Raw genomic sequence first — 21,174 nt, 5'->3', positions numbered from 1 at the left:
CTGTGCCGATGTGGCCGTCAAACCTTGCGTCTGTGCCCCGAGGTTTCTCGCGCATCACTATGCAAGCGCTTCCACTTTTACATGAGTGCTGTCACAAACACAACTCGATATCCCGGGATAATGGGGTCATTGTGACCTTCTCGTGATGATCCACATAGTAAGCGTTTCCATAAATTGGAAAGTCTGTCGTACAGTATTGGGCATGACCCAAGCCAGCTCTCCCGCCCGAGACGAGCCGTTCACCACCACAGACGCCCCTGTCGGCGCTGAATGGTGGCGCTCCGCCGTGATTTATCAGATCTACCCTCGATCGTTCGCCGATGCGAACGGCGATGGCGTGGGCGATCTCGCTGGCATCACGTCTCGCATCGACTCGCTCAAGCAGCTCGGCATCGACGCCATCTGGCTGTCGCCGTTCTTCACTTCTCCGCAGAAAGACGCGGGATACGACGTCTCTGATTACTGCGATGTCGACCCGCTTTTCGGTACGCTCGCCGACTTTGACGAGATGACGGATGCTGCGCATTCACGCGGCATCCGAGTGATCATCGATCTCGTTCCCAACCACTCGTCCGATCAGCATGACTGGTTTCAGAAGGCCCTCGCAGCGCAGCCAGGCTCCCCCGTACGCGATCGCTACATGTTTCGAGATGGCCGCGGGCCGCACGGCGATGAGGCGCCCAACAATTGGGAATCCATGTTCGGCGGCCCCGCATGGACCCGCACGGTCGACGCACACGGCAACCCTGGCCAGTGGTACCTGCACCTGTTCGACGCGAGCCAGCCCGATTTTGACTGGAGCAATTCTGACGTACGGTCCATGTTCCGCGACGTGCTGCGATTCTGGCTCGACCGCGGGGTCGACGGTTTTCGGGTCGACGTCGCGCACGGTCTCGTCAAGGCCGATGGACTGCCCGACTTCACCCCGCCAGGCAGCGCGGGCAGCATGGGCGGCCAGGGGACGACGGATTCCGCCGCCGTTCTTGCTCCGTACTGGGGGCAAGATGGCGTGCACGACATCTATCGCGAATGGAATCAGGTGCTTGCGGAGTACACCGGCCAGCGCGTGCTGTGTGCCGAGGCCTGGGTCGACCCGCTGCAGAAGATGGCGCTGTGGGTGCGCCCAGATGAGATGCAGCAGGCCTTCAACTTTCCATACCTCGAGACGCCGTGGAGCGGGCCGGAGCTGCGCGGCATCATTGACGAATCCATCGCCGCGTTCTCTGCCGTTGGCGCGCCGAGCACCTGGGTGCTGTCAAATCATGACGTTGTGCGTCACGCGTCGCGGCTCGCTTTGACGCACGAGAACCCCCAGGGCCACGGCATCGGCCCCGCCACCGTCGACCGCCCGAACCGCGATATCGGCCTGGCTCGCGCGCGAGCAGCATCCGCCCTTATGCTCGCCCTTCCCGGAGGCGCCTACCTGTACCAGGGCGAAGAGCTTGGTCTTCCCGAGGCGATCGACCTGCCCGACGCTGCCCGGCAAGACCCGACGTGGTTTCGCACAAATCGCGAGCGCTACGGTCGCGACGGCTGTCGCGTGCCGATTCCGTGGGAAGCCGATGCCCCCGCTTACGGGTTCAGCGCGACGGGCGCCTCGTGGCTGCCGCAGCCCGATGATTGGGCGGAGTATGCGCGGTCGAGCCAGCTCGGTGTGGCCGGTTCGACTCTCGAGCTCTACAGTCGGGCACTCTGGCTTCGCAACACGCATCAGCTGGGGCTCGGCGCGATCGAGTGGCATGATGCCGGCGATGACAATGTTCTGTGGTTCACCAATGGCCCGGTCACGGTCATCGCGAATACGGGTGATCAGGATGCTGATGTGCCGGCGTCGCTTCTCACGGCAACGCGCACGCTCGAAAGCTCGCCCTCCCGTGAGGGCGTCGTTTCCGCTGACTCAACCGTCTGGTTCCTGACGCCGTAGCAGCCGCCCAGGCCTCACCACGGAACGGCACCGCGTCGCATTCGGCGACGCGGTGCCGTTGTCGTGTGCCTCGGAAACGGTGCTAGACAGTAAAAAACCCGGCCACTGTGCCGGGAAGTTGAGCTGATCGAGAGACTAGTTGGTGTTCTCGTAGAGCCACGCGAGCGGGTCGACGTGCTTGGTTCCGTTGATGAGAATCTCGAAGTGCATGTGAGGTCCGGTGGAGATTCCCGTGTTGCCCGTCTTGCCGATGATCTGTCCGACCGAGACGTGGTCTCCGACCTGAACGGTGCGCGATCCCGGCACCATGTGGCCGTACAGGCTGTGAATCATCTGTCCGTCGATGACGTGCTCGATGACGATCTTGACGCCGAAGCCCCCGCCGGAGTCGGTCGACTCGACGACGACCCCGTCGGCGATGGACTGAATCGGAGCACCGTAGCCCGGGTTAAAGTCCTGGCCGAGGTGGTTCGTCGAGCAGCCGAGTGAACAGCCGGGACGTGCGCCGTAACCGCTGCCGATGTGCACGCCGACGGAGAACGGCCATTGCACTGTGCCGTTCGGGTCGTTCGTGAACGTGTTCTCGGGGTTGATCCCGAGCTCGGTCGCCGCCTGCGTCACTGAGAGAGCTCCGTAGGTGTCGCGTTGCAGAGCAAGGTCGGCAGACGCGGTGTTGACGAGTGACTGTGCATGCCCTGGAGCGTACGTTTCCTGCTGGATCGACTGACGCTTCTGCGCCTGAACGTCGTCTGCGCTGAGCAATGCGTTTGCCGGCACCGAGGTTGCAACGGTCATGAGGCCGACAGCGAGAAGAGCGCTGATGCTCATTGTCTTGGCGGCAAGGCGTCGAATCGACCGCGGCGGGCGCGGGCCGTCGACGGGTGCTGATTCCGAGGCCCCATGCCGACCACGGAGCGGTGCGGGAGCATCGTCTGCGGCGTCGGCCGTTGCGGGCTCGGTCGCGACGGGCGCTTCGTCCGGGTCGCTGTGTGCGTCGTCAGGAACCGAAGATTCGTCGATCGGGAAGGCACCCGCAATGATCTCTTCGAAGGATTCTGTCGTCGTCGGCACGCCGTCTGGCGCAATCTCAGCGACGACCTCGACTGGCTCGGACTCAACTGACTCAGGCTCTGCCGACTCAGCATTCGCTGGCTCGACGACCTCGGCCTCAGAGTCTGCCGCACGCTCCGCAGCCGATGACCTTGCCGCAGCTGATGACCTTGCGACGTCGACGGGCGCTTCCGCCATTGTCTCAGCTGCGACGTCATGCGCGGCGACGGTGCGGGGCGCATCACTCGTATCAGCGTCGTCGTTGTCTGCAGCGGCCGGCCACGATGTGGGCGACGGTGCACGACGACGCGAGCGACGGGTCAATTGCACGTCAGTGGGCTGAGCCTGAGCGCTCGGCAGCGTCTCGGAATGATCATCCGTCGTGCGCTGTGCGGCTCGGCGGCGCTCGCGACGAGAGAGAAACTCGGTGTTCGCCGGAGCAGCGGCCGTTAGTGCATCGCCGAGGTCGGCGACACCGGCGGAGCGCGCGCTCTCTAGAGCCTCTCGAGCCTCGCGGTCCCGGCGCGCACGACGCGATTCGAACGCTGTTCCCGAGTGAGGGGTCGATGCGGTGCCTGAGGGGTCGAGAACAGACTCGTTCTCTTCAGAGGCACAACTCCACACAGGCAGACGGACTTTCTTCGCTAGGGGGCACAGCTGTTGCTACCAGTAGGCAATGGGGGCGCCGTTTGGTAACGGATTGATAAACAGTAGCAAAGCAAGGCTGAATATTTCCAGAGCAACATGCCAATTTTCGAGTCCCCCAAATGGGGAACCACGAGTCGTTGCTTCGCCTCGCCTGCAATGACGGGCGAGGCGGTCGATCAACCGAGAATTCGATCCGCGCTCAAACCTTCAAGTACCGCTTCAAAGAATCCGAATGCTGATGAACCTGCACCGTGAAGCAGCGCTGCGTCTATGGTGGGGACTGACGTGCTTGTTTCGACACCGAGAATGTGGTTGAGAAAGGACACACAATGGAATCGAACGACGCAGGGCCAGCAGACGAATCCGCTGCAACCACCCACTCAGGCTGGGGCGCCGGGAATCCACGACTTCGTGTTTCCAGCGAGTCGGACCGCTTCGTTTACGACATCACGACCGACATAGTCAACATTGGGTCAGCTGAGTCGAACGAGCTCAGAATCGACGGGGCAGCGCCGTTGCACGCAACGGTGCATCATGATGAGAACGACGAGTATGTACTGACGCTCATCGAAGACGGTCTCATGAACGCCAATCCCGAGGCGACAGCGACCGAGGGCACACGCACGGAGATCCTGCGACAGGGCGCGCGATTTACGGCAGGACCGTGGACGCTTGTCTTCGCCCGTGCAGAGTTTGCAGATCACGGGCGACCATTTGGCGGCCGCGAAGGCGGAGAGTTCTCAGACCAGCCAGCCCAACAGAGACGCCCTGACCACACGGACGAGCACAACGACGACGAGTCTCCGTACGAGGTGCACGACGGCTGACGCCGATAAGAGCACGACCGCACCTTGAAATGATGCTGCGCGGGGTGGAGACTCGAAGTTGGCGCGTCCGATAGCGAGCGTGCCAGCGCAAAGAGGTACCCGTTGCGTGGAGTATCCGCGCAGAGTCTGAAGGGAGTACCAATGAGCATCAACGCTAAGAAGGTCGCAGTTCTCGCCACGAATGGCTTTGAAGACAGCGAGCTGATAAGCCCCTGGGAGGCGCTCGTACAGGCAGGTGCCGTCCCCACGATGGTCTCACCGAATCCAGATGTGATCACCGGTAAAAACGGACACGCACAGACTGTCGACATGTTGGTTCGCGAGGCAAAAGCACTGGATTTCGACGCACTTGTGCTTCCCGGAGGCGTCGTCAACGCTGACGATCTCCGCATGGATCACGACGCTGTCGCATTCGCTCGCGGTTTCTTCGTCGAACACAAGCCGGTGGGCGTCATCTGCCACGGCGCGTGGATCCTCGCAGACGCCGACGTGCTCGGCGGGAGGACGCTCACGAGTTACCCGAGCCTCCGAACTGACCTCACGAACGCCGGAGCCACCTGGGTCGACCAAGAAGTCGTCGTCGACAACGGACTCGTCTCGAGTCGAACGCCCGACGATCTTCCGGCGTTCAACGACGCGTTGGTTGAAGAGATTGGTGAAGGCCAGCACCGCGGTCAGACCACCTGAGCCGGTACCGCCCACGAGAATGATTCAGGCCCTGCGGTCTGCGGGCGCAAGCACCAATGAGGGAGCGGGTGCTTCTTCTGTCAATGCTGCCTCAGCGAGGCACTCGCGGAAGGCACGCACGGCTGGGTGATCGCTGCGTCCAGCGCGAACCGCGGTGAACAGTGTCCTGTGCGGGTCATCGGGAAGCCCGAAGATCTGGGTACCGCCCAGATGCTGCGCCGCGATCAGCGCAGGGCTGAAAGCGACAGCGTGTCCGGTGCGCACGAGGTGCGCGTGCATCAGCGGGTCCGGGGTGTCGAAGCGCACGCGAGGTTCGAAGCCCGCCTTCCGGCATTCTGCGCGCGCCCACGCACCCGTCATCGTCCCCGAAGGGTCAAAAGCCCATGGCGCGTCCGCGAGGTCAGCCAGCGACTGCGGCCGTGCGCTGAGGATCCCGGTCGGAGGGAGCACGAGACGGAGCGGATCACTGAGCAGCTCCGCCCGGTCGATGCCGTCGCGCACGCGATCCGGCATTCCCGGATATTCCTCACCGAGGATCAAGTCGAAGTCATGCGAGAGCAGCCCTTCAAATGCCGGTCCGACCTCCCGTTGTGTGATCTCGACGTCAACCTCCGGGCAGCGCCCTGCCATAAGCGTGAGTGCGGTGGGGGCAAACGACAGCACGACGGTCTGGAACGAGGCGACTTTTAGCGTTCCACTAACGCGAGGACTCGCTGCAGCCAGCTCTGCCTCTGCCCGCTCGAGCTGAGCGAGTACCTCTTCCGTATGGGCGACGAGCGAGAGAGCCTGGTCTGTGAGCCGCACTCGACGACCGACGCGCTCCAGTAGCGGAACCCTGCATTCACGCTCCAGCTGCGAGAGCTGCTGCGAGACAGCGGAAGGCGTATACGAAAGTGCGCGTGCAACTTCGGCGAGTGTGCCAAGCCTGTGTAGTTCGCGCAGCATCCGCAGTCGTGAAAGCGACAACATGAACGCTCCCCATTTCATTAGTTTAACTAATGCTAATAGATAACAAACGATTGCTAGACTTAAGTTTTGGAGCGGGTCACGCTGGATGCATGCATACGTTTCCACGCCGTGCGGCGTCCGATGACTGACGCCCGCCGTTCAACATCGGGCGTCGCGCTCGTCCTCGGCTCCTGCGTCTCGCTGCAGTTCGGCGCTGCACTGGCTACTCAGCTGTTCCCCGACCTCGGATCGTGGGGAGTCACAGCGCTGCGCCTCGGCATCGCCTCCCTGGTCATGCTCGTCGTGGCGCGGCCCCGCGTTCGCTCATGGAGGGGCGGGCAATGGCGAGGAGTGATCGTTCTCGGAGTCGCGATGGCTGGAATGAACGGCTTCTTCTATGCATCTATTGGGCTCATTCCGCTGAGTGCGGCTGTGACGATCGAGTTCGTGGGCCCGCTGCTACTTTCGGCGCTTCTTTCACGGCGTCGACTCGACGCCCTCTGGCTTGCAATCGCATCTCTGGGCCTCGCCGCCATCGGAGTTGAGAGCATGGCTGGTGTTGCTGCTCTCGATCCGCTCGGAGTCGCGTTCGCGTTGATCGCCGCTGTCTTCTGGATGGGCTACATACTTGCCAGCGCACGCGTCGGCAGTAGCGTCCCTGGCTCGTCTGGCCTCGCTGTGGCGCTGGCGATCTCCGCGGTAATCGTGCTGCCATTTGGTGTGCCCGGCATTGCATCGGCAGAAATTGACGCACGAGTCGTCGCCCTCGCGGTCGCGACGGCAGTGCTTGCGTCAGCGCTCCCCTACTCGCTGGAGCTCTCGGCACTACGCCGGCTTCCGCGTCACGTCTTCAGCATCCTGCTCAGTCTGGAACCCGTCGCTGCGGCTTTCGTCGGGTGGATGCTGTTGCAGCAACCGTCCGGCCCGCTTCGACTGACGGCCATTGCACTCGTGATTGTGGCCACCTTCGGCACCACGACCACTCATGCGCGACGCACTCGGCCTCCGGTGGCGCATATTGAGGCGGCAGGACCCCCAAGCCCTGCCGCCAATCACACATTCTGACGATGTGCGTTTGAGACGTCCCGAGAGACGGGTACCGTCTCGGTTGAGCAGGCCCAACACGACGAGGACGTCGTGGCATGGTGCACGAACCGTTATGTCGCCGACCCTACGCGGAGAAGCTGTGTCTCTCCGTAGCGTCGATGTGCGAACCCCTACCCAGCAGAAAACGGTGGCCAACGGCCGGGCGACTCAGGACAAAGTGGCGAGTGAGGGATTCGAACCCCCGAAGTCGATGACAGCTGATTTACAGTCAGATCCCTTTGGCCGCTTGGGTAACTCGCCAGGGGCGCGCTCGACCAAACTTGTACAGCCAACCGAAGGCGCCACAGAAATATTAGCCTTTCCCGTGGCCGGGACGAAATCGAGCCCCGAGCGTGGGTTTTACGGCACGCGAAGCAGCGCGCCCTCGTGCCGACAGGTTGCCGCGGCCACCCGCATGGCTCGATCGAGAACGACACCCCACGCAGCGTCCGAATCAGGCTCGCCTGCCGCGACCAGGCTCTCAACCACAGATGCGAGCACGGCATCGCCCGCACCCATCGTGTCGATCACGTCACCGGGCAGGTCAGCGACCGGACGCCTCACGATTTCACTGCGGCTACGCACGAAAGCACCGTCGCGACCCGCAGTTCCGACGACGTGCGGCACTCCAGCGTCGGCAAGCCGCGAGACGAGCTCATCAAGGCCAGCGCCATACAGAATCCGTGCATCATCGTCGCCGACCTTGATGAGTTCGCAGAACCCGGTGACCGCTTCAAAGCCCTGCACGAACCGTTCACGCGAGTGCAGCATGCCCGATCGTGGATTGGGGTCGACGATCAGGCGTCGTCGATCGTGGGGAACGGATGCTGTCAGCTGATCAACCTGGTCGAGATCGTCAAATGGAAAACAGCTGACGAGAGTGTAGGGCGCCTCGTCGATGGCCTGCTGCGCCTCGGGGCCGAAGTCGATGGCTCGCTTCTGCGCCGCATCGTTGAATACGTAGCGCGGCTCCCCTGCCCGACGGTCGCTGATTGCCCGCGAGGTGCCGTTCGGCCCAATTGTGCGCACAAAGCCCACACCGTGCTGGTCGAGAAACTCGGCAATTCGCGCGCCGTCGGCATCGTCGCCGATCATGGCGATGAGCGTTGTCTGCACTCCGAGCCGAGCAAGACCGACTGCAACGTTGAGCGCCGCACCACCCACGAAGTCGCGGGTTCCAGAGGGGTCACGAAGTTCATCGATCAACGCGTCACCGATCACGGCGACGGGGGCAGACGAGGGGCGCATATCGGTCAATGTACACGGCTGCGTAAGCTGGTGCTCAACACCGTGAGGAGCTCGATGGCCGGAATCGAAGAGGTTGCCCAGAAGGCCGGCGTCTCAACGGCGACCGTCTCGCGTGCGCTGTCCGGCCGCGGCTATGTGTCAGAGCGCACACGGAACATTGTGCAGAGTGCGGCGTCTGAGCTCGGTTACGTCGTGTCATCGACGGCATCCGGTCTTGCCTCTGGTCGCACGCGAAACATCGGAGTCGTCGTTCCGCTGCTCAGTCACTGGTACTTCGCCAACGTCGTCGAAGGCGCAGAAACCGCGTTGCTTCGCCGCGGCTACGACACCACGCTGTACAACCTCACGGGCGGCGAGGCCGAACGTCGCAGCGTTTTCACCCATTTTCTGCTTCGCAAGCGAGTGGATGCCGTGATTGCCATCAACCTCGAACTCACGGCAGACGAGGTGAGCGCGCTGCACGACCTGCGCAAACCGCTTGTCGGAATCGGTGGGCCGATACCCGACGTGCCCACCCTCGAACTCGACGACTTTCAGGTAGCGAAGCTCGCAACATCGCACCTGACGAGCCTCGAACACCGCCGCATCGCCCACATCGGCGGCGGCCGGGAATTTGACGTGGACTTTCACCTGCCGACAACGAGACGCCGCGGCTACGAGTCAGCGCTCGCGGATGCCGGGATCGCGATCGACGATGCCCTCGTACGGACGGCAGACTTCACGATGAAGGGAGGCTACGTCGCAGCCAAACAACTTCTCGGGTCGCCCGCCAACCGGCCAACAGGTATCTTCGCGGCCTCAGACGATATGGCAATCGGCGCAATTCTCGCGGCACGAGACCTGGGGTTGTCTGTGCCGAACGACGTGTCCGTTGTCGGGGTTGACGATAATCAGCAGGCTCCGTTCTTCGATCTCACGACAGTCGCCCAGTTTCCCAAGCGCCAGGGGGAGACGGCCGTCGACCTGCTTCTTGCCGAACTGGGCGAGAGCATAGCGAAACCAACCGAACTCACGCTGCCGTTCGAGCTCGTGGTGCGCGGCTCAACGTCACGGCCACAGGACTGACACGGATCTCAGCGTCCGGCGTCGCTGATGTTTCGGGTGAGTTCCCGTTGAATCGCGAGCCGCTCCTCGCGTGTGATCGGCTTGCCCGGCGCGTCGGGGCGACTCTGCCACGGCGCCGGCCCCTCCGGATGCCGATACTCGACGCCGAGCACATTAAGCCGTTTGCTGTGACTGTCGAGCCTGCTCCGAAAGTCGGCGAGGTTCTTCTCGGTCGACCACACGGCCTCGGCGAGCGCGCAGAGCCGAGGGAACAGCATGTAGTCGAGTGCTCGCGAAGAATCGATGTGCTCGGTCCACATGTTCGCCTGCCCGCCGAGCACATGGTGCCCTTGCTCGGACGTGAGCTCTGCGGGCATCGGGTCGAACGCGTAGATCTCGTCGACGCCAAGCGGAAAGCCGACGGGAATCGGCTCGTCATTGCGATCGGACTGCCGATAGTCGAGGTACACCGCGTCGTCTGGGCATACGACGACGTCGTGCCCTGCGCGCGCCGCGGCGATCGCACCGAAGCGACCCCGCCACGAGGCAACTGTCGCTCCCGGCGCGAGGCCTCCTTCGAGAATCTCGTCCCAGCCAAAGGCCCGCCGACCGCGCGACGTCAGGTGCGCGTCGATCTGCGCGATGAACCAGCTTTGCGCGTCTTCTGCGTCGCACAGTCCGCGCGCGCATAAGTTCGCGCGTGCGCGCATCCGTATTCCATTCGCTCTTCTTCGCCTCGTCACCGCCGATTCCGATGAACGTCGACGGGAAGATCTCTACGACCTCGTCGAGAATACGGCAGACGTCGGCAATCGTGGAGCTCTCGAGATTGAGCAGCCGGGTGCTGACTCCCCAGTGCGTCCACGGCTCGTCCGGAGCATCGCCGATGCCCCACTCCGGGTAGGCGGCGAGCGCAGCCTGCACGTGCCCGGGCATCTCGATCTCAGGAACAACGTCGATGCCTCGCTCGGCGGCATACGCGACGATCTCGCGTGCATCGTCCTGCGTGTACCAACCGCCGTGCGGACGGCCGGCCATCGTTGCGTTCGGCCCGTGCCCGCGCTGGCTGTCGCTGCGCCATCCGCCACGTGTGGTGAGCCGCGGGAACGCCCTGATCTCCAGACGCCACCCCTGGTCGTCTGTGAGGTGAAGGTGCAGGGTGTTGAGCTTGTGCAGCGCCATCAGATCGATCACCCGCATCACGTCGCGCTTCGGCAGAAAGTGCCGCGCGACATCGAGCATGAGGCCGCGCCAGGCGAACCGCGGCGCGTCATCAATGACGCACCGAGGCAGCATCCATGCGGTGTCGGCCACGCACGATTCTCGGTGTATCGCCGGAGGAAGAAGCTGCAGAAAGCTGTAAATTGCCCACTGGATGCCGCGGGGCGATCCCGCTCGAAGTGCAACGCCGTTCTCGGTAACGGCAAGCCTGTACTGCTCGGCATCGAGCCCGGCGTCGAGTGCAAGCTCGATTGTGCCGTTTCCCATCTCGACGATGTCGATGGCGAATCCGGTCGCCGGCCGCAACTGTCGCTGCAGGCTTCGCGCCTCGTCTGCCAGCCCGGGCGTAGCGGAGACCGTTGTCTCTGTGGTCAGCTCGTATGTTCCGGGGAGCGCGTTCACCGCGCGCGGCGCCGGAATGATCGAGATCTTGTGAGTCACCATTGTCACCGTGTTCGCGTACTGCACCGTTGAGGCGTCAGGACCCTTCGTCTGCGAGAGCATGTCTGATAAACCCGTCCGACCTCTCGAGGGCGGAGCGGGCGGCTTCTGCCGGAATGCCGGCGAGTGCCGCCACGATTGCCACCTTCACTGAGCCGTCTGCGGCATCCAGCAGCTCGGCCGCTGCCTGCCTGTCGCACGCGGTTGCACGCATGATCGTGCGCTCGGCGCGAGCTCGGAGCTTCTCGTTCGTAATCTGCACATCGACCATGAGCGTGCCGAATGTCTTGCCCAGCTTCACCATCGTGAGGGTGCTCAGCATGTTGAGCACCATCTTCTGCGCGGTGCCCGATTTGAGCCGCGTTGATCCGGAGACGATCTCCGGTCCGACGACCACCTCAAGAGCCACGTCTGCGGCAGCTCCGAGCGGCGACTCGGCGTTGCACGCGAAGCCGACCGTGAACGCTCCTCGCGTACGAGCCTCTCCGATGGCCCCGAGTACGTAGGGAGTTCGTCCGGATGCCGAGATGCCCACGACCGAGTCGAGCGCCGTCACTCCACGAGCAGCCATATCGCTCACGCCGAGGGCTGCGTCATCTTCGGCACCTTCGACGGCTGTGCGAATGGCGCCGTCTCCCCCGGCGATCACGCCGAGCACGCGGTCGGGGCTCATACCGAACGTCGGCGGAATCTCACTCGCATCGAGTACGCCGAGCCGCCCCGGTGTGCCTGCGCCGACGTACAGCAGCCGGCCCCCGCGGCGCATTCGCTCGGCGATCCCGTCAACGGCTGCGACGATGGCCGTTTCTGCATGGGCGACGGCTGCGGCGACAGAGGCGTCTTCGCGATTCATCGCCCGCACGAGCTCAGGGGTGCTGAGCTCGTCGAGCGAGGAGTATGAGTCATTTACCCGTTCGGTGGCGAGCCCGCTGATTTCGCGGTGAATCGACGACGCGTGGTCGCTCTCTTCCCCTGGCATGTGCCGTTCCTCTCTCGAATACGACGTTCTCGGGTCAGCTCTCGCGAAAGAACCGCGTGAGAAGGTCGGCGCATTCGGCCGCGCGAACACCGGGAATGACCTCAACCCTATGGGTAAGCCTGCGGTCACGAAGCAGATCATGGATGCTGCCCGCAGCACCGGCCTTCTCATCCCACGCGCCGAAGACCACGGTGGGCACGCGTGCTGCCAGAATCGCGCCAGCGCACATGACACACGGTTCGAGAGTGACGACGAGCACCGCATCGCCGAGACGCCACTCACCTCGAGCTGCCGTTGCCTGCCTGATCGCCTCAATCTCGGCGTGCGCCGTGGGATCGGCGCGGGCCTCACGCGCGTTGCGTCCGCTGCCGATCACCTGCCCCGCGGAGTCAACGACGACGGCGCCCACCGGCACATCGCCCGTGTGCAACGCCGCCGTCGCCTCGCCCAGAGCGAGCCCCATGAGCTCGTCATATCGCGGGTCTGCGGCAAGCGGCATCCGGCATCTCCCTCTGCTGCGTCGAAGTGCCCATTTGGGCTGTAGGTTAAACAGTATGCGAGTGCACGTTGCCGATCATCCGCTCATCACCCACAAACTCACGGTGCTGCGCAACAAGAAGACTTCTTCCCCCACATTCCGGGCCCTCACCGAAGAGCTCGTCACACTGCTCGCCTATGAGGCAACGCGGGGCGTCCGCACGCAGCCTGTGCAAATCGAGACCCCCGTGACAACGACGACCGGGCTCGAGATCAGCTCCCCGCGCCCGCTTGTTGTGCCGATCCTTCGTGCGGGGCTTGGAATGCTCGACGGCATGGTCAAGCTGCTTCCGACAGCCGAAGTGGGCTTTCTCGGCATGGTGCGCGACGACGAGACCCTGCAGCCGATGACCTACGCCGAGCGTCTGCCCGACGATCTGTCGAACAGACAGTGCTTCGTGCTCGACCCGATGCTCGCCACCGGGGGATCACTCGGAGCCGCAATCCAGTTCCTCATCAAGCGCGGCGCCGTCGACGTCACTGCCGTCTGCATTCTCGGCGCGCCCGAGGGCCTCGAACGGCTTGAACGCGAAACCGAAGGCCTCGACGTGACGATCGTTCTCGGCGCGCTCGACGAGAAACTCGATGAGAACGGCTATATCGTGCCCGGTCTCGGCGACGCTGGCGATCGGCTCTACGGCCTGGTCTGAGCAGGCCTGCTCGGCTTTCGCGCACCGGCTATGGAACTATGAACGTATGGCCGCTCGTTATCTCAGCGACACCGCACGCGCGAACCTCGCGTCATTAGTCTCTGCCGCCATCGGCGCGGGTGCGACTGCAGGGATGCTGCTGCCCGATGGAACTGCAGCGAGCACCGACATCAAGACGCTCCTGATCACTTTCTACCTCTGCATGTGGCCAGCATTCGTGATCATCTACGTGGCGTGGACGCACGTCAGCTACGAGCGACGAGGGCCACGCACGCTTGAGGCTTCGGCACGGCGAGAGACACGCTCGCTGCAGAAATGGTGGGCTCCGATGATCGGATACGGCGGCGCATCGAGCTGGACTCTCACGGGAGCAGTCTTCGCCGTTTTCCTCACCGTCGTCGTCGCGCAAACCCCTGTCATCCACAGTTCGTGGCTGTACATCGGCCTCGGCATGCTCAGCGTCGCAAGCTCGTGGGCCCTCATGGTGTACTCGTTCGCCCTGCAGTACCTTCGGCTCGTCGCCAGCGCCGACGGCACAGAGAACCACATCAGCCTCGAGGTGGAGGACCCCGCGCGATTCAGCGACTACCTCACACTCGCGATTCTCGTCTCAACGATGGCCGCAACGTCGTCAGCTCGCATCCACACACGCAAAGCGTGGCAGGTTCTGCGCCTCAACGTCGTGTTCGCCTTCGTCTTCAACACGGTCATCGTGGCCATGATGGTCTCGCTTCTGTTCGGCAGCCTGACCGCCTAGCGTGCCGCCGCCCACACGGCGGCAGCGATGGCCGGGCAGCCCTGCGGTTCGCGCCGTCAGGTGGAAATTTCTGTGAGCGACAGCATCCGTCCCCTGTCAGCATAGAAGATCGTGCGTTGTTATCGCGATATCACCGAAGAAACATGATTATTACGCAATCAAACGTCATTTACTGCAATGATTTGACACACCGATTCGCGTGCGACTTAGATTGATGTCATGACACACAGCACGCGCCCCCTGAGCTCTGTCGAGTTCCCTGGGAATGCCGGGTCGATGATGACCGGCGTCGCCGCTGTCATGTGTTGTCGAATGTGTCGCTAACACCCTGACCTCACGCCGCACGCACCGCGGATGCTGTCAGCATCCGCCACCTCGACACCACACACTTCTCACCCCTGCCCCGACGAGCGTCGGTGTGGCCTGGGGTGGGTCATACTCATCATCGCAAAGGATCTTTCATGTCACTCGCAACCGCTTTTCCGCAGGCCGCCCCCACCGAGAACCGCACACGTGCACTCCGCGCCGTGCCCGCTTCTCCCGAGCCTCGCGGTTTCGCCCTCTACGTCGGACTCGATGAAGAAGCGGCTCGGGCTGCCGGCACCTCTCTCGGCGCCATCGTCGAGGCCGTCAAGAAGTCCATCGGGGAGCTTGCTCCCGCCGCGCAGTCATATGCCGCAGTCGCCCTGGCCCCAGCCGGAGTCGGCGGCCGCGACGTCGACGTCGTGCGACTCGCACTGCAGGAGCCGACTGCCGTCGCCCGCAACAGTGCAGAGCCCGTCGAAGAAGACGAAGAACTCGATCGCGCACACGCGGGAGTCGTCATCGACATCTCTCGCAAGCGCGTCGTGCTCGACAACGCGACGGCGACGCTCACCTACAAGGAGTTCGAGCTGCTGCAGTACCTTGTGCTGCGCGAAGGCCGCACCGTCGAGCGCACGGAACTCATCAACGCTCTGTGGTCGGCTAACGATGGTGACGTTCCCAACGAGCGTACGATCGACGTTCATGTGCGCCGTCTGCGCTCGAAGCTCGGCCGCTACGAAGACATCGTGCGCACGGTGCGGGGCGCCGGCTACCGATTCGACCGTCACGCAGACGTCTCGATCCGTCACGCATCGACGCCGTCACCCGACCTGTTCTAAGCCGCGCGCTCGTCGCTTGACGAAGCTGAGGGCATCACGCTTCGCTACTCTCTCGAGCCACGCCCCGGGGCGCCATTGACCGCGTTGGCGATCTGCACACGATTGTCGGCGCCGAGCTTGTCCAAAATGCGGCCCACATGGGTCTTCACCGTCGTCACGCTCACAAAAAGCTCCGCGGCGATCTCGGCGTTTGACAGCCCCTTGGCCACACCGATGGCGATGTCACGCTCGCGCCCCGTGAGCGAATCGAGCTGCGGCCCCACCACGCCCCGCGCGTTCGGCCCGGTTGCTTCGCCGATGAGCCATGAGAGCGCAGACTGCGACAGCATCCTCTCCCCCTCCGCAGCCCGACGCACCGCATCGACGAGTTCACGCGGAGGCATGTCTTTCAGCAGAAATCCGCGGGCTCCGCGCCTCAACGCCTCATACATGAACTCGTCGGTGTCGAATGTGGTCAAAATGATGACCGTGCGCTCGGCATTCGCCGCAAGAAGCCGCTCGGTAGCGGCGATGCCGTTCATGTGGGGCATGCGAATGTCCATGAGCACGACATCGGGATCGGTGCGCGCCACAAGGTCAAGTGCTTCCCTGCCGTCAGATGCCTCGCCGACGACGGTGAGGGCGGGGTCGCCCTCGAGCACGAGGCGCAGCCCGGCTCGGACGAGCTGCTCATCATCGACGAGTGCTACGCGATACGCGCGTGTCATGTGCTCCATGGAAACCATACTTTCAAAGTGAACACATTCTCATAGGCACCGGGATCCCGCTCGAGTGTGCCGCCGACCAGTCGCACGCGCTCGGCCAGCCCCACAAGACCGAGTCCGGATGCTGGCGCTGCACGCATTTCTGCGGCGGTGTTCTCGCATACAGCGTCGGCGTCGGAGCCGACCCGCACGATCGGGTTTCTGATTGTCAGTGTGACGAACTCGCCGGGTTCGCCACTCACCCTGATGTTCACGCGCGTGTGTGGAGCGTGTTTTCGGGCGTTGGTGACGGCCTCCTGGATCACCCGGAAAACGGTGCGGCTAAGCGTCTCAGATGGCGCGTGCCAGAGCGGATCGACGTCCGCGTCGACGACCAGATCGACCGGGTTTCCCGCACGCTCGCTCACGGCGAGCAGTTCGTCGAGATTTCGCAGCGAGGGCTGCAGCATCCCCGTTGACTCGAGCGTTCCGTTCTCAGGGTCGCGCAACACCCCGAGAACGGCCCGCAACTCATCACCGGCCAGCTGAGCGTTCTCTCGCACCGTCGCCGCGGCCTGAGCGACCTGTTCGTGCGACAGATCAGTGCGAAACTCCAAGGCTCCCGCGTGCAGTGAGACCAGCGACAGGCGGTGCGCCAGGGTGTCGTGCATCTCGCGTGCGATGCGGGTGCGCTCGCTCGCCCGAGCCTGCTCAATGTGGGCGGCGCGCTCACGCCGCTCGCTCTGCACCTGCTCAAACAGACTGCGATGAAGCTGGCGTCGGCCGCCGATATACAGGCCGGTGACGACCACCACTCCGATGGAGAGGGTGGACATGAGCGCAACGGCCCACAGCGGCAGTTCCTCGGTCTGCGGCAACGTGATCTCTGCGATGACTCCGGCCACGAGTGACAACACCGCAACGGGCACGATCTCCCGCACGCGGCGACGCGTGGATATCGAGGCGATGACGAGCGTCGACGCGCCGAGTGCCAGAGCCGAGACGACAGTGGAGGCACAGATGACGAGAGCGATGAGCAGTGGAGCACGATGGCGGAACGGATACAGCACGAGCGCGACGACACCGAGGGCGACATCGGCAAGCATCCGCATTCCCAAAGCACCATTATTCAGCTCGCCCGTAGGCTTTATTTCGATGATCGAGCCGTATGTCACGAGAAACGCGAACAGTCCCATGACCACCGCGAGGAGCAGCCGCCATGTTCCGCTCCACAGGCGGCGCAGTCGGGGGAAAGCAGCATCCATGGTCATCGACTTCATGCTAGCCGCGACGTTGCGGCCGCGGCGTCCTGCCGATGGCACCGTTCGGGTCATCCTTTGGGACGAAAAACACAACGCCCACGTCTGGTGCACAATGGGCGCCCCGAGAGCCACACTGGAGGGGTGACAACGAGTCGAGACGCATTGCCCGCCCATTCTGCTGTCGACGGCGCCTCTCCTCTGCAATACCACCGCCTTGCGCGCTCTGCACGCTCTTATCGATGGTGGCGACCGCTCCTCGTCGCCGGAGTCGGAGCGGGGTTCTACGGAACCTTCATGCTGGGCGCATTACTCTGGGCGGGCGTCGCTGCCCTGCTGAGCCCCGGCTTCGCGGCAGCCGCCGACGCATTTGCCACGAGCGCCCACGACGTGAGCGACCCCCTGGTTCTCGCCGTCACGCTGCTGTCGCTGATCGCCCTGCTGCCCTCGCTCTTCATCGCACAGCTGCTCGTCGGCACCAAGCCTGTCGGGTTGCTCTCGTCTGTCGCTGGTCATCTGCGGTGGCGGATGCTGACGCGCAGCCTCCGTGTCGCGTTCGCGGTTTTCGCGATCGCGCAGTGCATCACTGTCGCGATATCTGCCGCGCAGGGCGAACCTCTCACTCAGCATGTGGATGCCTCGACCGCCCTGCCTGCGCTGGTCATTGCGGTTCTGCTCGTGCCGTTCCAGGCTGCGGCTGAGGAGTATGTGTTTCGCGGATTCCTGATGCAGACAGTTGGAGGCTGGCTTCGGCATCCTCTCTTCTCCGTTCTTCTTCCCGTGCCCGTCTTCGTCGTCGCGCATGGCTATGATCCCCTCGGGCAGGCAAGCGTCGCCGCTTTCGCCATCGTGGCAGGCTGGTTGACGATACGAACCGGTGGGCTCGAAGCTGCGATCGGGCTGCATGTGGTAAACAATCTCGCTGTGTTCGGTCTCGGCGCGCTCGGCCTCGGCGACGTCAACGTGACGTCACTCGGCCCCATCGACCTCGTCGTGTCGATTGCGACAATGGCCGTCTATGCTGCAGTCGTCGTGTGGCAATTCCGGCGGGGCGCACACGCCTCCACGCGAGACGTGCCCGAGTCGCGCTCACTCGCGTCCACCGCCGACCGTCAGCCGGGCATGCCGGGGTAGCCGTCTGGCGTGAACCACAGCTGACCGCCGACGATTTCACGGCCCGCCGCGAACGCATTGCGCAGCGACGCCGTGTTGCCCGGATGGATGTGCCCCCAGAGAACATCGTCGGGGTTCGGAAGCCGTCTCGCCAGATCGCAAAGAACAACCGGGCCGAAGCCTCGACCACGATGCACGCGATCAAGGCAGATCTCCTGCACGCACCAGCCGCGCAGGCCGAAGGAATCGTCCCGCGCGAGTGCGGTGATTCCCGCCGAGACCCCGTCTACCGTGACTTCGAAGAGCAGCCCCTGCGCTGCGCACGCCGCCAGCGACTCCTCATCCTCGGGAGTCGCCCATTCCACGATGCCCGTGCGCGACGACGCGAGCTCGTCGTAGATCTCGGCCGCACGTTTGGCCGCAGCATCCGGGTTCATTTTCTCGAGCGACACGCGCGCATCGACATTCGGCTCTCTCGCTGACAGTTCACGCACGCGACCGGCCACGATCCACATGTCAACGTCTGCGTGCCCTGCCGCGGAGCCTACGGACGCGAGCGCAGATATGAGGGTGTCTGGCTCGGGGGCGTTCACGCGAAGGCACAGCGGCGCGAAGTCCGCATAGTGCGGCAGCACCTCAGCGAGCCGTTGAAACCCCTCAACGCTGGGCGGCACCGAGGTGGCGATGATGTCGACGAACGGCTTCTCGATGTCACGACCGCGAAACCGGATCCCGGCGATCGCCCACTCGCCATCAGCCAGCTCGATGCGGCGATTGGCCCAGTCGCGCGGATCGTCCACGGGCAACTTCACCATGTCCCTGATCTGCGCACCCCACTCGGCGTCTCCCACAAGCGCCAGCTGCGGTTCAAGCCACTTCGAGAGACTCTCGCGCAGCGTCGGCGACCACTCACGAACGCGGTCAGAGATCCAACGCTCGGCGGCGTCGAGAGCATGTTCCATTGCGTCAGTCTAAGTTGCGAGCGCGCTACCGGCTCTTCCTGCGGTACAGCACAATGGCGAGCGCATATGCGATGACGAATACGCCGACGAGCCAGGCGAGAGCAACCCAGATATCTGAACCGAGGGATTGCTGCGCAAAAAGTGCCCGGATGGAGTTCACGATCGACGTCACGGGTTGGTTTTCTGCGAACCAAGCAATAGGCGCTGGCATGGACTCCGTCGGAACGAACGCAGAGCTGATGAACGGCAGAAAGATGAGCGGATAGCTGAACGCGCTTGCACCATCGATGCTCTTTGCCGAGAGACCGGCGATCACGGCAACCCAGGTCAGCGTGAGTGTGAAGAGAATCAGGATGCCGGCGATGGCGATCCATGCCTGCACGGGCGCCTGACTGCGAAACCCCATAAGCAGCGCTACGCCGATCACAAGCACGATCGAGATGAGGTTCGCGGCGACTGAGGTGAGTACGTGGGCCCAGAGCACGCTCGATCGGGCGATAGGCATCGACTGGAAACGTTCGAAGATGCCGCCTTGCATGTCGAGGAACAGCCGGTATGAGGTGTAGGCGATGCCAGACGCGATCGTGATGAGCAGAATTCCCGGAAGCATGTAGTTGATGTACGACACATCGGCCCCTGTGTGGATCGCACCACCGAGCACATACACAAACACGAGCATGAGCGCGATCGGGATGACAGCTGTGGTGATAATCGTGTCGGGGCTGCGAAGGATGTGGCGAAGCGATCTTCCGGTAAGAACACGAGTGTCGCTCAGAACATGCGTTGTCATCAGAATCCCTTCGTCACCGAGGCCGTGCCGGCGTCAGACGTCGTGGTGTCGTCGACGAGAGCCAAGAAGACATCTTCGAGGGATGGTCGCTTCTCGACGTATTCGACTGTGGTCGACGGCAGGAGTCTCTCGAGTTCGTCGAGAGTGCCGTTCTGAATGATCGTGCCGTGATGCAAGATTGCGATGCGGTCTGCAAGCTTCTCTGCTTCATCGAGGTACTGGGTCGTGAGCAACACGGTCGTTCCGTGCTTCGCAAGTTCTCTCACCGTCTGCCACACGTCGATTCGCGCCTGCGGGTCGAGTCCGCTTGTGGGCTCATCAAGAAAGACAACGGGCGGATCGCCGATCAGGCTCATGGCAATGTCGAGACGTCGTCGCATGCCGCCCGAGTACACGGCAGCCTTGCGACTTCCAGCATCCGTGAGCGAGAAGCGAGCAAGCATGGTGTCGGCGATCGCACCGGGGTTCTTCAGATGACGAAGTCGTGCAATCAACTCCAGGTTTTCTCGTCCCGAGAGCATCTCGTCAACAGCCGAGAATTGTCCCGTCAGGCTGATCGATTCGCGCACGCCGCCCGGTGCCGAAACGACATCCCAGTTATTGATGACTGCCGTGCCGGCATCTGCCTTCAGCAGCGTCGAGAGAATTCGCACGAGCGTCGTTTTGCCTGCACCGTTGGAACCGAGAAGAGCGAAGATCGTACCTGCCTCGACGTCGAAGTCGACCCCGCGTAAGACCTGCACTTCGGCGAAAGCCTTTGTCACACCCCGCACCCGGATCGCAATATTGCGGGCATCCTCTGTCGTCATTGCCCCTCGCTCCGCTTCGCCTCGTCGACGGCAGCAAGCAGACGTGCACGCTCCTTGTCGATCCATTGCTTTCCGACATATGCCTGGGCGAATGTTTCGGCGAAATCGACAGGATCCTCCCCGACGATGTCGCTGACAGAAGTGCGGTCGACAGCAGCGCGTTCCCACAGATCGGCCGAGTCAAGGACCATCTGCACAATCGTGTCGCCGTCAGTAACCCCTCCATAGACCATGAAGTACCGGTTGAACGCGTTCGCTGCTGTGGAATACGGCTCAGGCAGTGCTTTGATGCGCGCTTGAGCTTGCCTGTACTGCTTCTTCTGTTCGAGTGACCCCGTCAGAGCTTCAATCCACTTTGCGGCCATG

20 protein-coding genes, 1 tRNA gene and 1 pseudogene are annotated in these 21,174 nt (G+C 63.3%); 9 read left to right on the top strand and 13 right to left on the bottom strand.

Annotated elements, in window-relative coordinates; all coding sequences use genetic code 11:
- Positions 1 to 202: 202 nt before the first annotated feature.
- Positions 203 to 1,924, top strand: a complete 1,722-nt coding sequence (locus HCR76_RS02700; RefSeq protein WP_166984909.1) for a glycoside hydrolase family 13 protein — start codon at positions 203 to 205, stop codon at positions 1,922 to 1,924.
- Positions 1,925 to 2,059: 135 nt separating this feature from the next.
- On the opposite strand, the gene HCR76_RS02695 is transcribed toward HCR76_RS02700, so the two are convergent.
- A complete protein-coding gene (locus tag HCR76_RS02695; RefSeq protein WP_166984911.1) occupies positions 2,060 to 3,598 on the bottom strand; it encodes a M23 family metallopeptidase in 1,539 nt (512 codons plus the stop codon).
- Positions 3,599 to 3,951: 353 nt separating this feature from the next.
- Between HCR76_RS02695 and HCR76_RS02690 the strand changes: the two genes are divergently transcribed.
- Positions 3,952 to 4,449, top strand: coding sequence for an FHA domain-containing protein (locus tag HCR76_RS02690; RefSeq protein WP_166984913.1), 498 nt, complete (start codon positions 3,952 to 3,954; stop codon positions 4,447 to 4,449).
- A gap of 141 nt (positions 4,450 to 4,590) precedes the next feature.
- The gene (locus HCR76_RS02685) at positions 4,591 to 5,136 is read left to right on the top strand and encodes a type 1 glutamine amidotransferase domain-containing protein (protein WP_166984915.1); all 546 of its coding nucleotides are present in this window, start codon (positions 4,591 to 4,593) and stop codon (positions 5,134 to 5,136) included.
- A 24-nt stretch (positions 5,137 to 5,160) separates the two neighbouring features.
- Here HCR76_RS02685 and HCR76_RS02680 read toward each other — a convergent pair whose 3' ends face one another.
- Positions 5,161 to 6,105, bottom strand: a complete 945-nt coding sequence (locus HCR76_RS02680; protein ID WP_166984917.1) for a LysR family transcriptional regulator — start codon at positions 6,103 to 6,105, stop codon at positions 5,161 to 5,163.
- Positions 6,106 to 6,225: 120 nt separating this feature from the next.
- On the opposite strand from HCR76_RS02680, the gene HCR76_RS02675 reads away from it, so the two are divergent.
- Positions 6,226 to 7,149 (top strand): EamA family transporter, encoded by a 924-nt coding sequence (locus HCR76_RS02675; RefSeq protein ID WP_166984919.1) that lies wholly within the window; start codon positions 6,226 to 6,228, stop codon positions 7,147 to 7,149.
- 200 nt (positions 7,150 to 7,349) lie between these two features.
- Here HCR76_RS02675 and HCR76_RS02670 read toward each other — a convergent pair.
- A tRNA-Tyr gene (locus tag HCR76_RS02670) sits at positions 7,350 to 7,431 on the bottom strand.
- Positions 7,432 to 7,530: 99 nt separating this feature from the next.
- On the bottom strand, positions 7,531 to 8,418 hold the full coding sequence (locus HCR76_RS02665) for a carbohydrate kinase family protein (RefSeq protein WP_244971463.1): 888 nt from the start codon (positions 8,416 to 8,418) through the stop codon (positions 7,531 to 7,533).
- 54 nt (positions 8,419 to 8,472) lie between these two features.
- Here HCR76_RS02665 and HCR76_RS02660 point away from each other — a divergent pair, with 54 nt between their 5' ends.
- Complete coding sequence (locus HCR76_RS02660; protein WP_166984923.1) at positions 8,473 to 9,483, top strand: LacI family DNA-binding transcriptional regulator; 1,011 nt, start codon at positions 8,473 to 8,475, stop codon at positions 9,481 to 9,483.
- A gap of 8 nt (positions 9,484 to 9,491) precedes the next feature.
- On the opposite strand, the pseudogene HCR76_RS02650 reads toward HCR76_RS02660, so the two are convergent.
- From HCR76_RS02650 to HCR76_RS02640, 3 genes and pseudogenes are all read right to left on the bottom strand, one after another.
- Positions 9,492 to 11,127, bottom strand: a pseudogene (locus tag HCR76_RS02650) (beta-N-acetylhexosaminidase).
- A gap of 34 nt (positions 11,128 to 11,161) precedes the next feature.
- A complete protein-coding gene (gene murQ, locus HCR76_RS02645; RefSeq protein ID WP_166984925.1) occupies positions 11,162 to 12,103 on the bottom strand; it encodes an N-acetylmuramic acid 6-phosphate etherase in 942 nt (313 codons plus the stop codon).
- Positions 12,104 to 12,137: 34 nt separating this feature from the next.
- Positions 12,138 to 12,602, bottom strand: coding sequence for a nucleoside deaminase (locus HCR76_RS02640; protein ID WP_244971462.1), 465 nt, complete (start codon positions 12,600 to 12,602; stop codon positions 12,138 to 12,140).
- A gap of 55 nt (positions 12,603 to 12,657) precedes the next feature.
- Here HCR76_RS02640 and upp point away from each other — a divergent pair, with 55 nt between their 5' ends.
- The 3 genes from upp (at position 12,658) to HCR76_RS02625 (ending at position 15,192) form a co-directional block, all read left to right on the top strand.
- Positions 12,658 to 13,290, top strand: a complete 633-nt coding sequence (gene upp / locus HCR76_RS02635) for a uracil phosphoribosyltransferase (protein ID WP_166984927.1) — start codon at positions 12,658 to 12,660, stop codon at positions 13,288 to 13,290.
- A 46-nt stretch (positions 13,291 to 13,336) separates the two neighbouring features.
- Complete coding sequence (locus HCR76_RS02630) at positions 13,337 to 14,047, top strand: DUF1345 domain-containing protein (protein ID WP_166984929.1); 711 nt, start codon at positions 13,337 to 13,339, stop codon at positions 14,045 to 14,047.
- Between the two features lie 461 nt (positions 14,048 to 14,508).
- On the top strand, positions 14,509 to 15,192 hold the full coding sequence (locus HCR76_RS02625; RefSeq protein ID WP_166984931.1) for a winged helix-turn-helix domain-containing protein: 684 nt from the start codon (positions 14,509 to 14,511) through the stop codon (positions 15,190 to 15,192).
- 44 nt (positions 15,193 to 15,236) lie between these two features.
- On the opposite strand, the gene HCR76_RS02620 is transcribed toward HCR76_RS02625, so the two are convergent.
- Together HCR76_RS02620 and HCR76_RS02615 are read right to left on the bottom strand one after the other, a co-directional pair.
- Positions 15,237 to 15,899 carry a response regulator gene (locus HCR76_RS02620; RefSeq protein ID WP_244971461.1) on the bottom strand — a complete coding sequence of 221 codons (663 nt, stop codon included), beginning with the start codon at positions 15,897 to 15,899 and terminating at the stop codon, positions 15,237 to 15,239.
- Positions 15,896 to 17,146 carry a sensor histidine kinase gene (locus HCR76_RS02615; RefSeq protein WP_166984935.1) on the bottom strand — a complete coding sequence of 417 codons (1,251 nt, stop codon included), beginning with the start codon at positions 17,144 to 17,146 and terminating at the stop codon, positions 15,896 to 15,898. The genes HCR76_RS02620 and HCR76_RS02615 overlap by 4 nt, the downstream gene beginning before the upstream one ends.
- 132 nt (positions 17,147 to 17,278) lie before the next feature.
- Here HCR76_RS02615 and HCR76_RS02610 point away from each other — a divergent pair, with 132 nt between their 5' ends.
- Positions 17,279 to 18,268 (top strand): CPBP family intramembrane glutamic endopeptidase, encoded by a 990-nt coding sequence (locus HCR76_RS02610; RefSeq protein ID WP_166984937.1) that lies wholly within the window; start codon positions 17,279 to 17,281, stop codon positions 18,266 to 18,268.
- Here HCR76_RS02610 and HCR76_RS02605 read toward each other — a convergent pair.
- The 4 genes from HCR76_RS02605 to HCR76_RS02590 are packed head-to-tail and all read right to left on the bottom strand — an operon-like array spanning position 18,247 to position 21,173.
- Complete coding sequence (locus tag HCR76_RS02605) at positions 18,247 to 19,209, bottom strand: hypothetical protein (RefSeq protein WP_166984939.1); 963 nt, start codon at positions 19,207 to 19,209, stop codon at positions 18,247 to 18,249. The genes HCR76_RS02610 and HCR76_RS02605 overlap by 22 nt on opposite strands.
- A gap of 25 nt (positions 19,210 to 19,234) precedes the next feature.
- Positions 19,235 to 19,999: an ABC transporter permease gene (locus HCR76_RS02600; protein WP_166984941.1), complete on the bottom strand. Its 765-nt coding sequence runs from the start codon at positions 19,997 to 19,999 to the stop codon at positions 19,235 to 19,237.
- A complete protein-coding gene (locus tag HCR76_RS02595; protein WP_166984943.1) occupies positions 19,999 to 20,808 on the bottom strand; it encodes an ABC transporter ATP-binding protein in 810 nt (269 codons plus the stop codon). Before HCR76_RS02595 ends, HCR76_RS02600 begins: the two co-directional genes overlap by 1 nt.
- Positions 20,805 to 21,173 carry a DUF1048 domain-containing protein gene (locus HCR76_RS02590; RefSeq protein WP_166984945.1) on the bottom strand — a complete coding sequence of 123 codons (369 nt, stop codon included), beginning with the start codon at positions 21,171 to 21,173 and terminating at the stop codon, positions 20,805 to 20,807. Before HCR76_RS02590 ends, HCR76_RS02595 begins: the two co-directional genes overlap by 4 nt.
- Position 21,174: the final 1 nt, after the last annotated feature.

Source organism: Paramicrobacterium chengjingii (genome assembly GCF_011751765.2).
Taxonomy (GTDB): domain Bacteria; phylum Actinomycetota; class Actinomycetes; order Actinomycetales; family Microbacteriaceae; genus Paramicrobacterium; species Paramicrobacterium chengjingii.
Note: the sequence above shows the minus strand (reverse complement) of the source record. Positions and strands in the feature narration are given on the sequence as shown.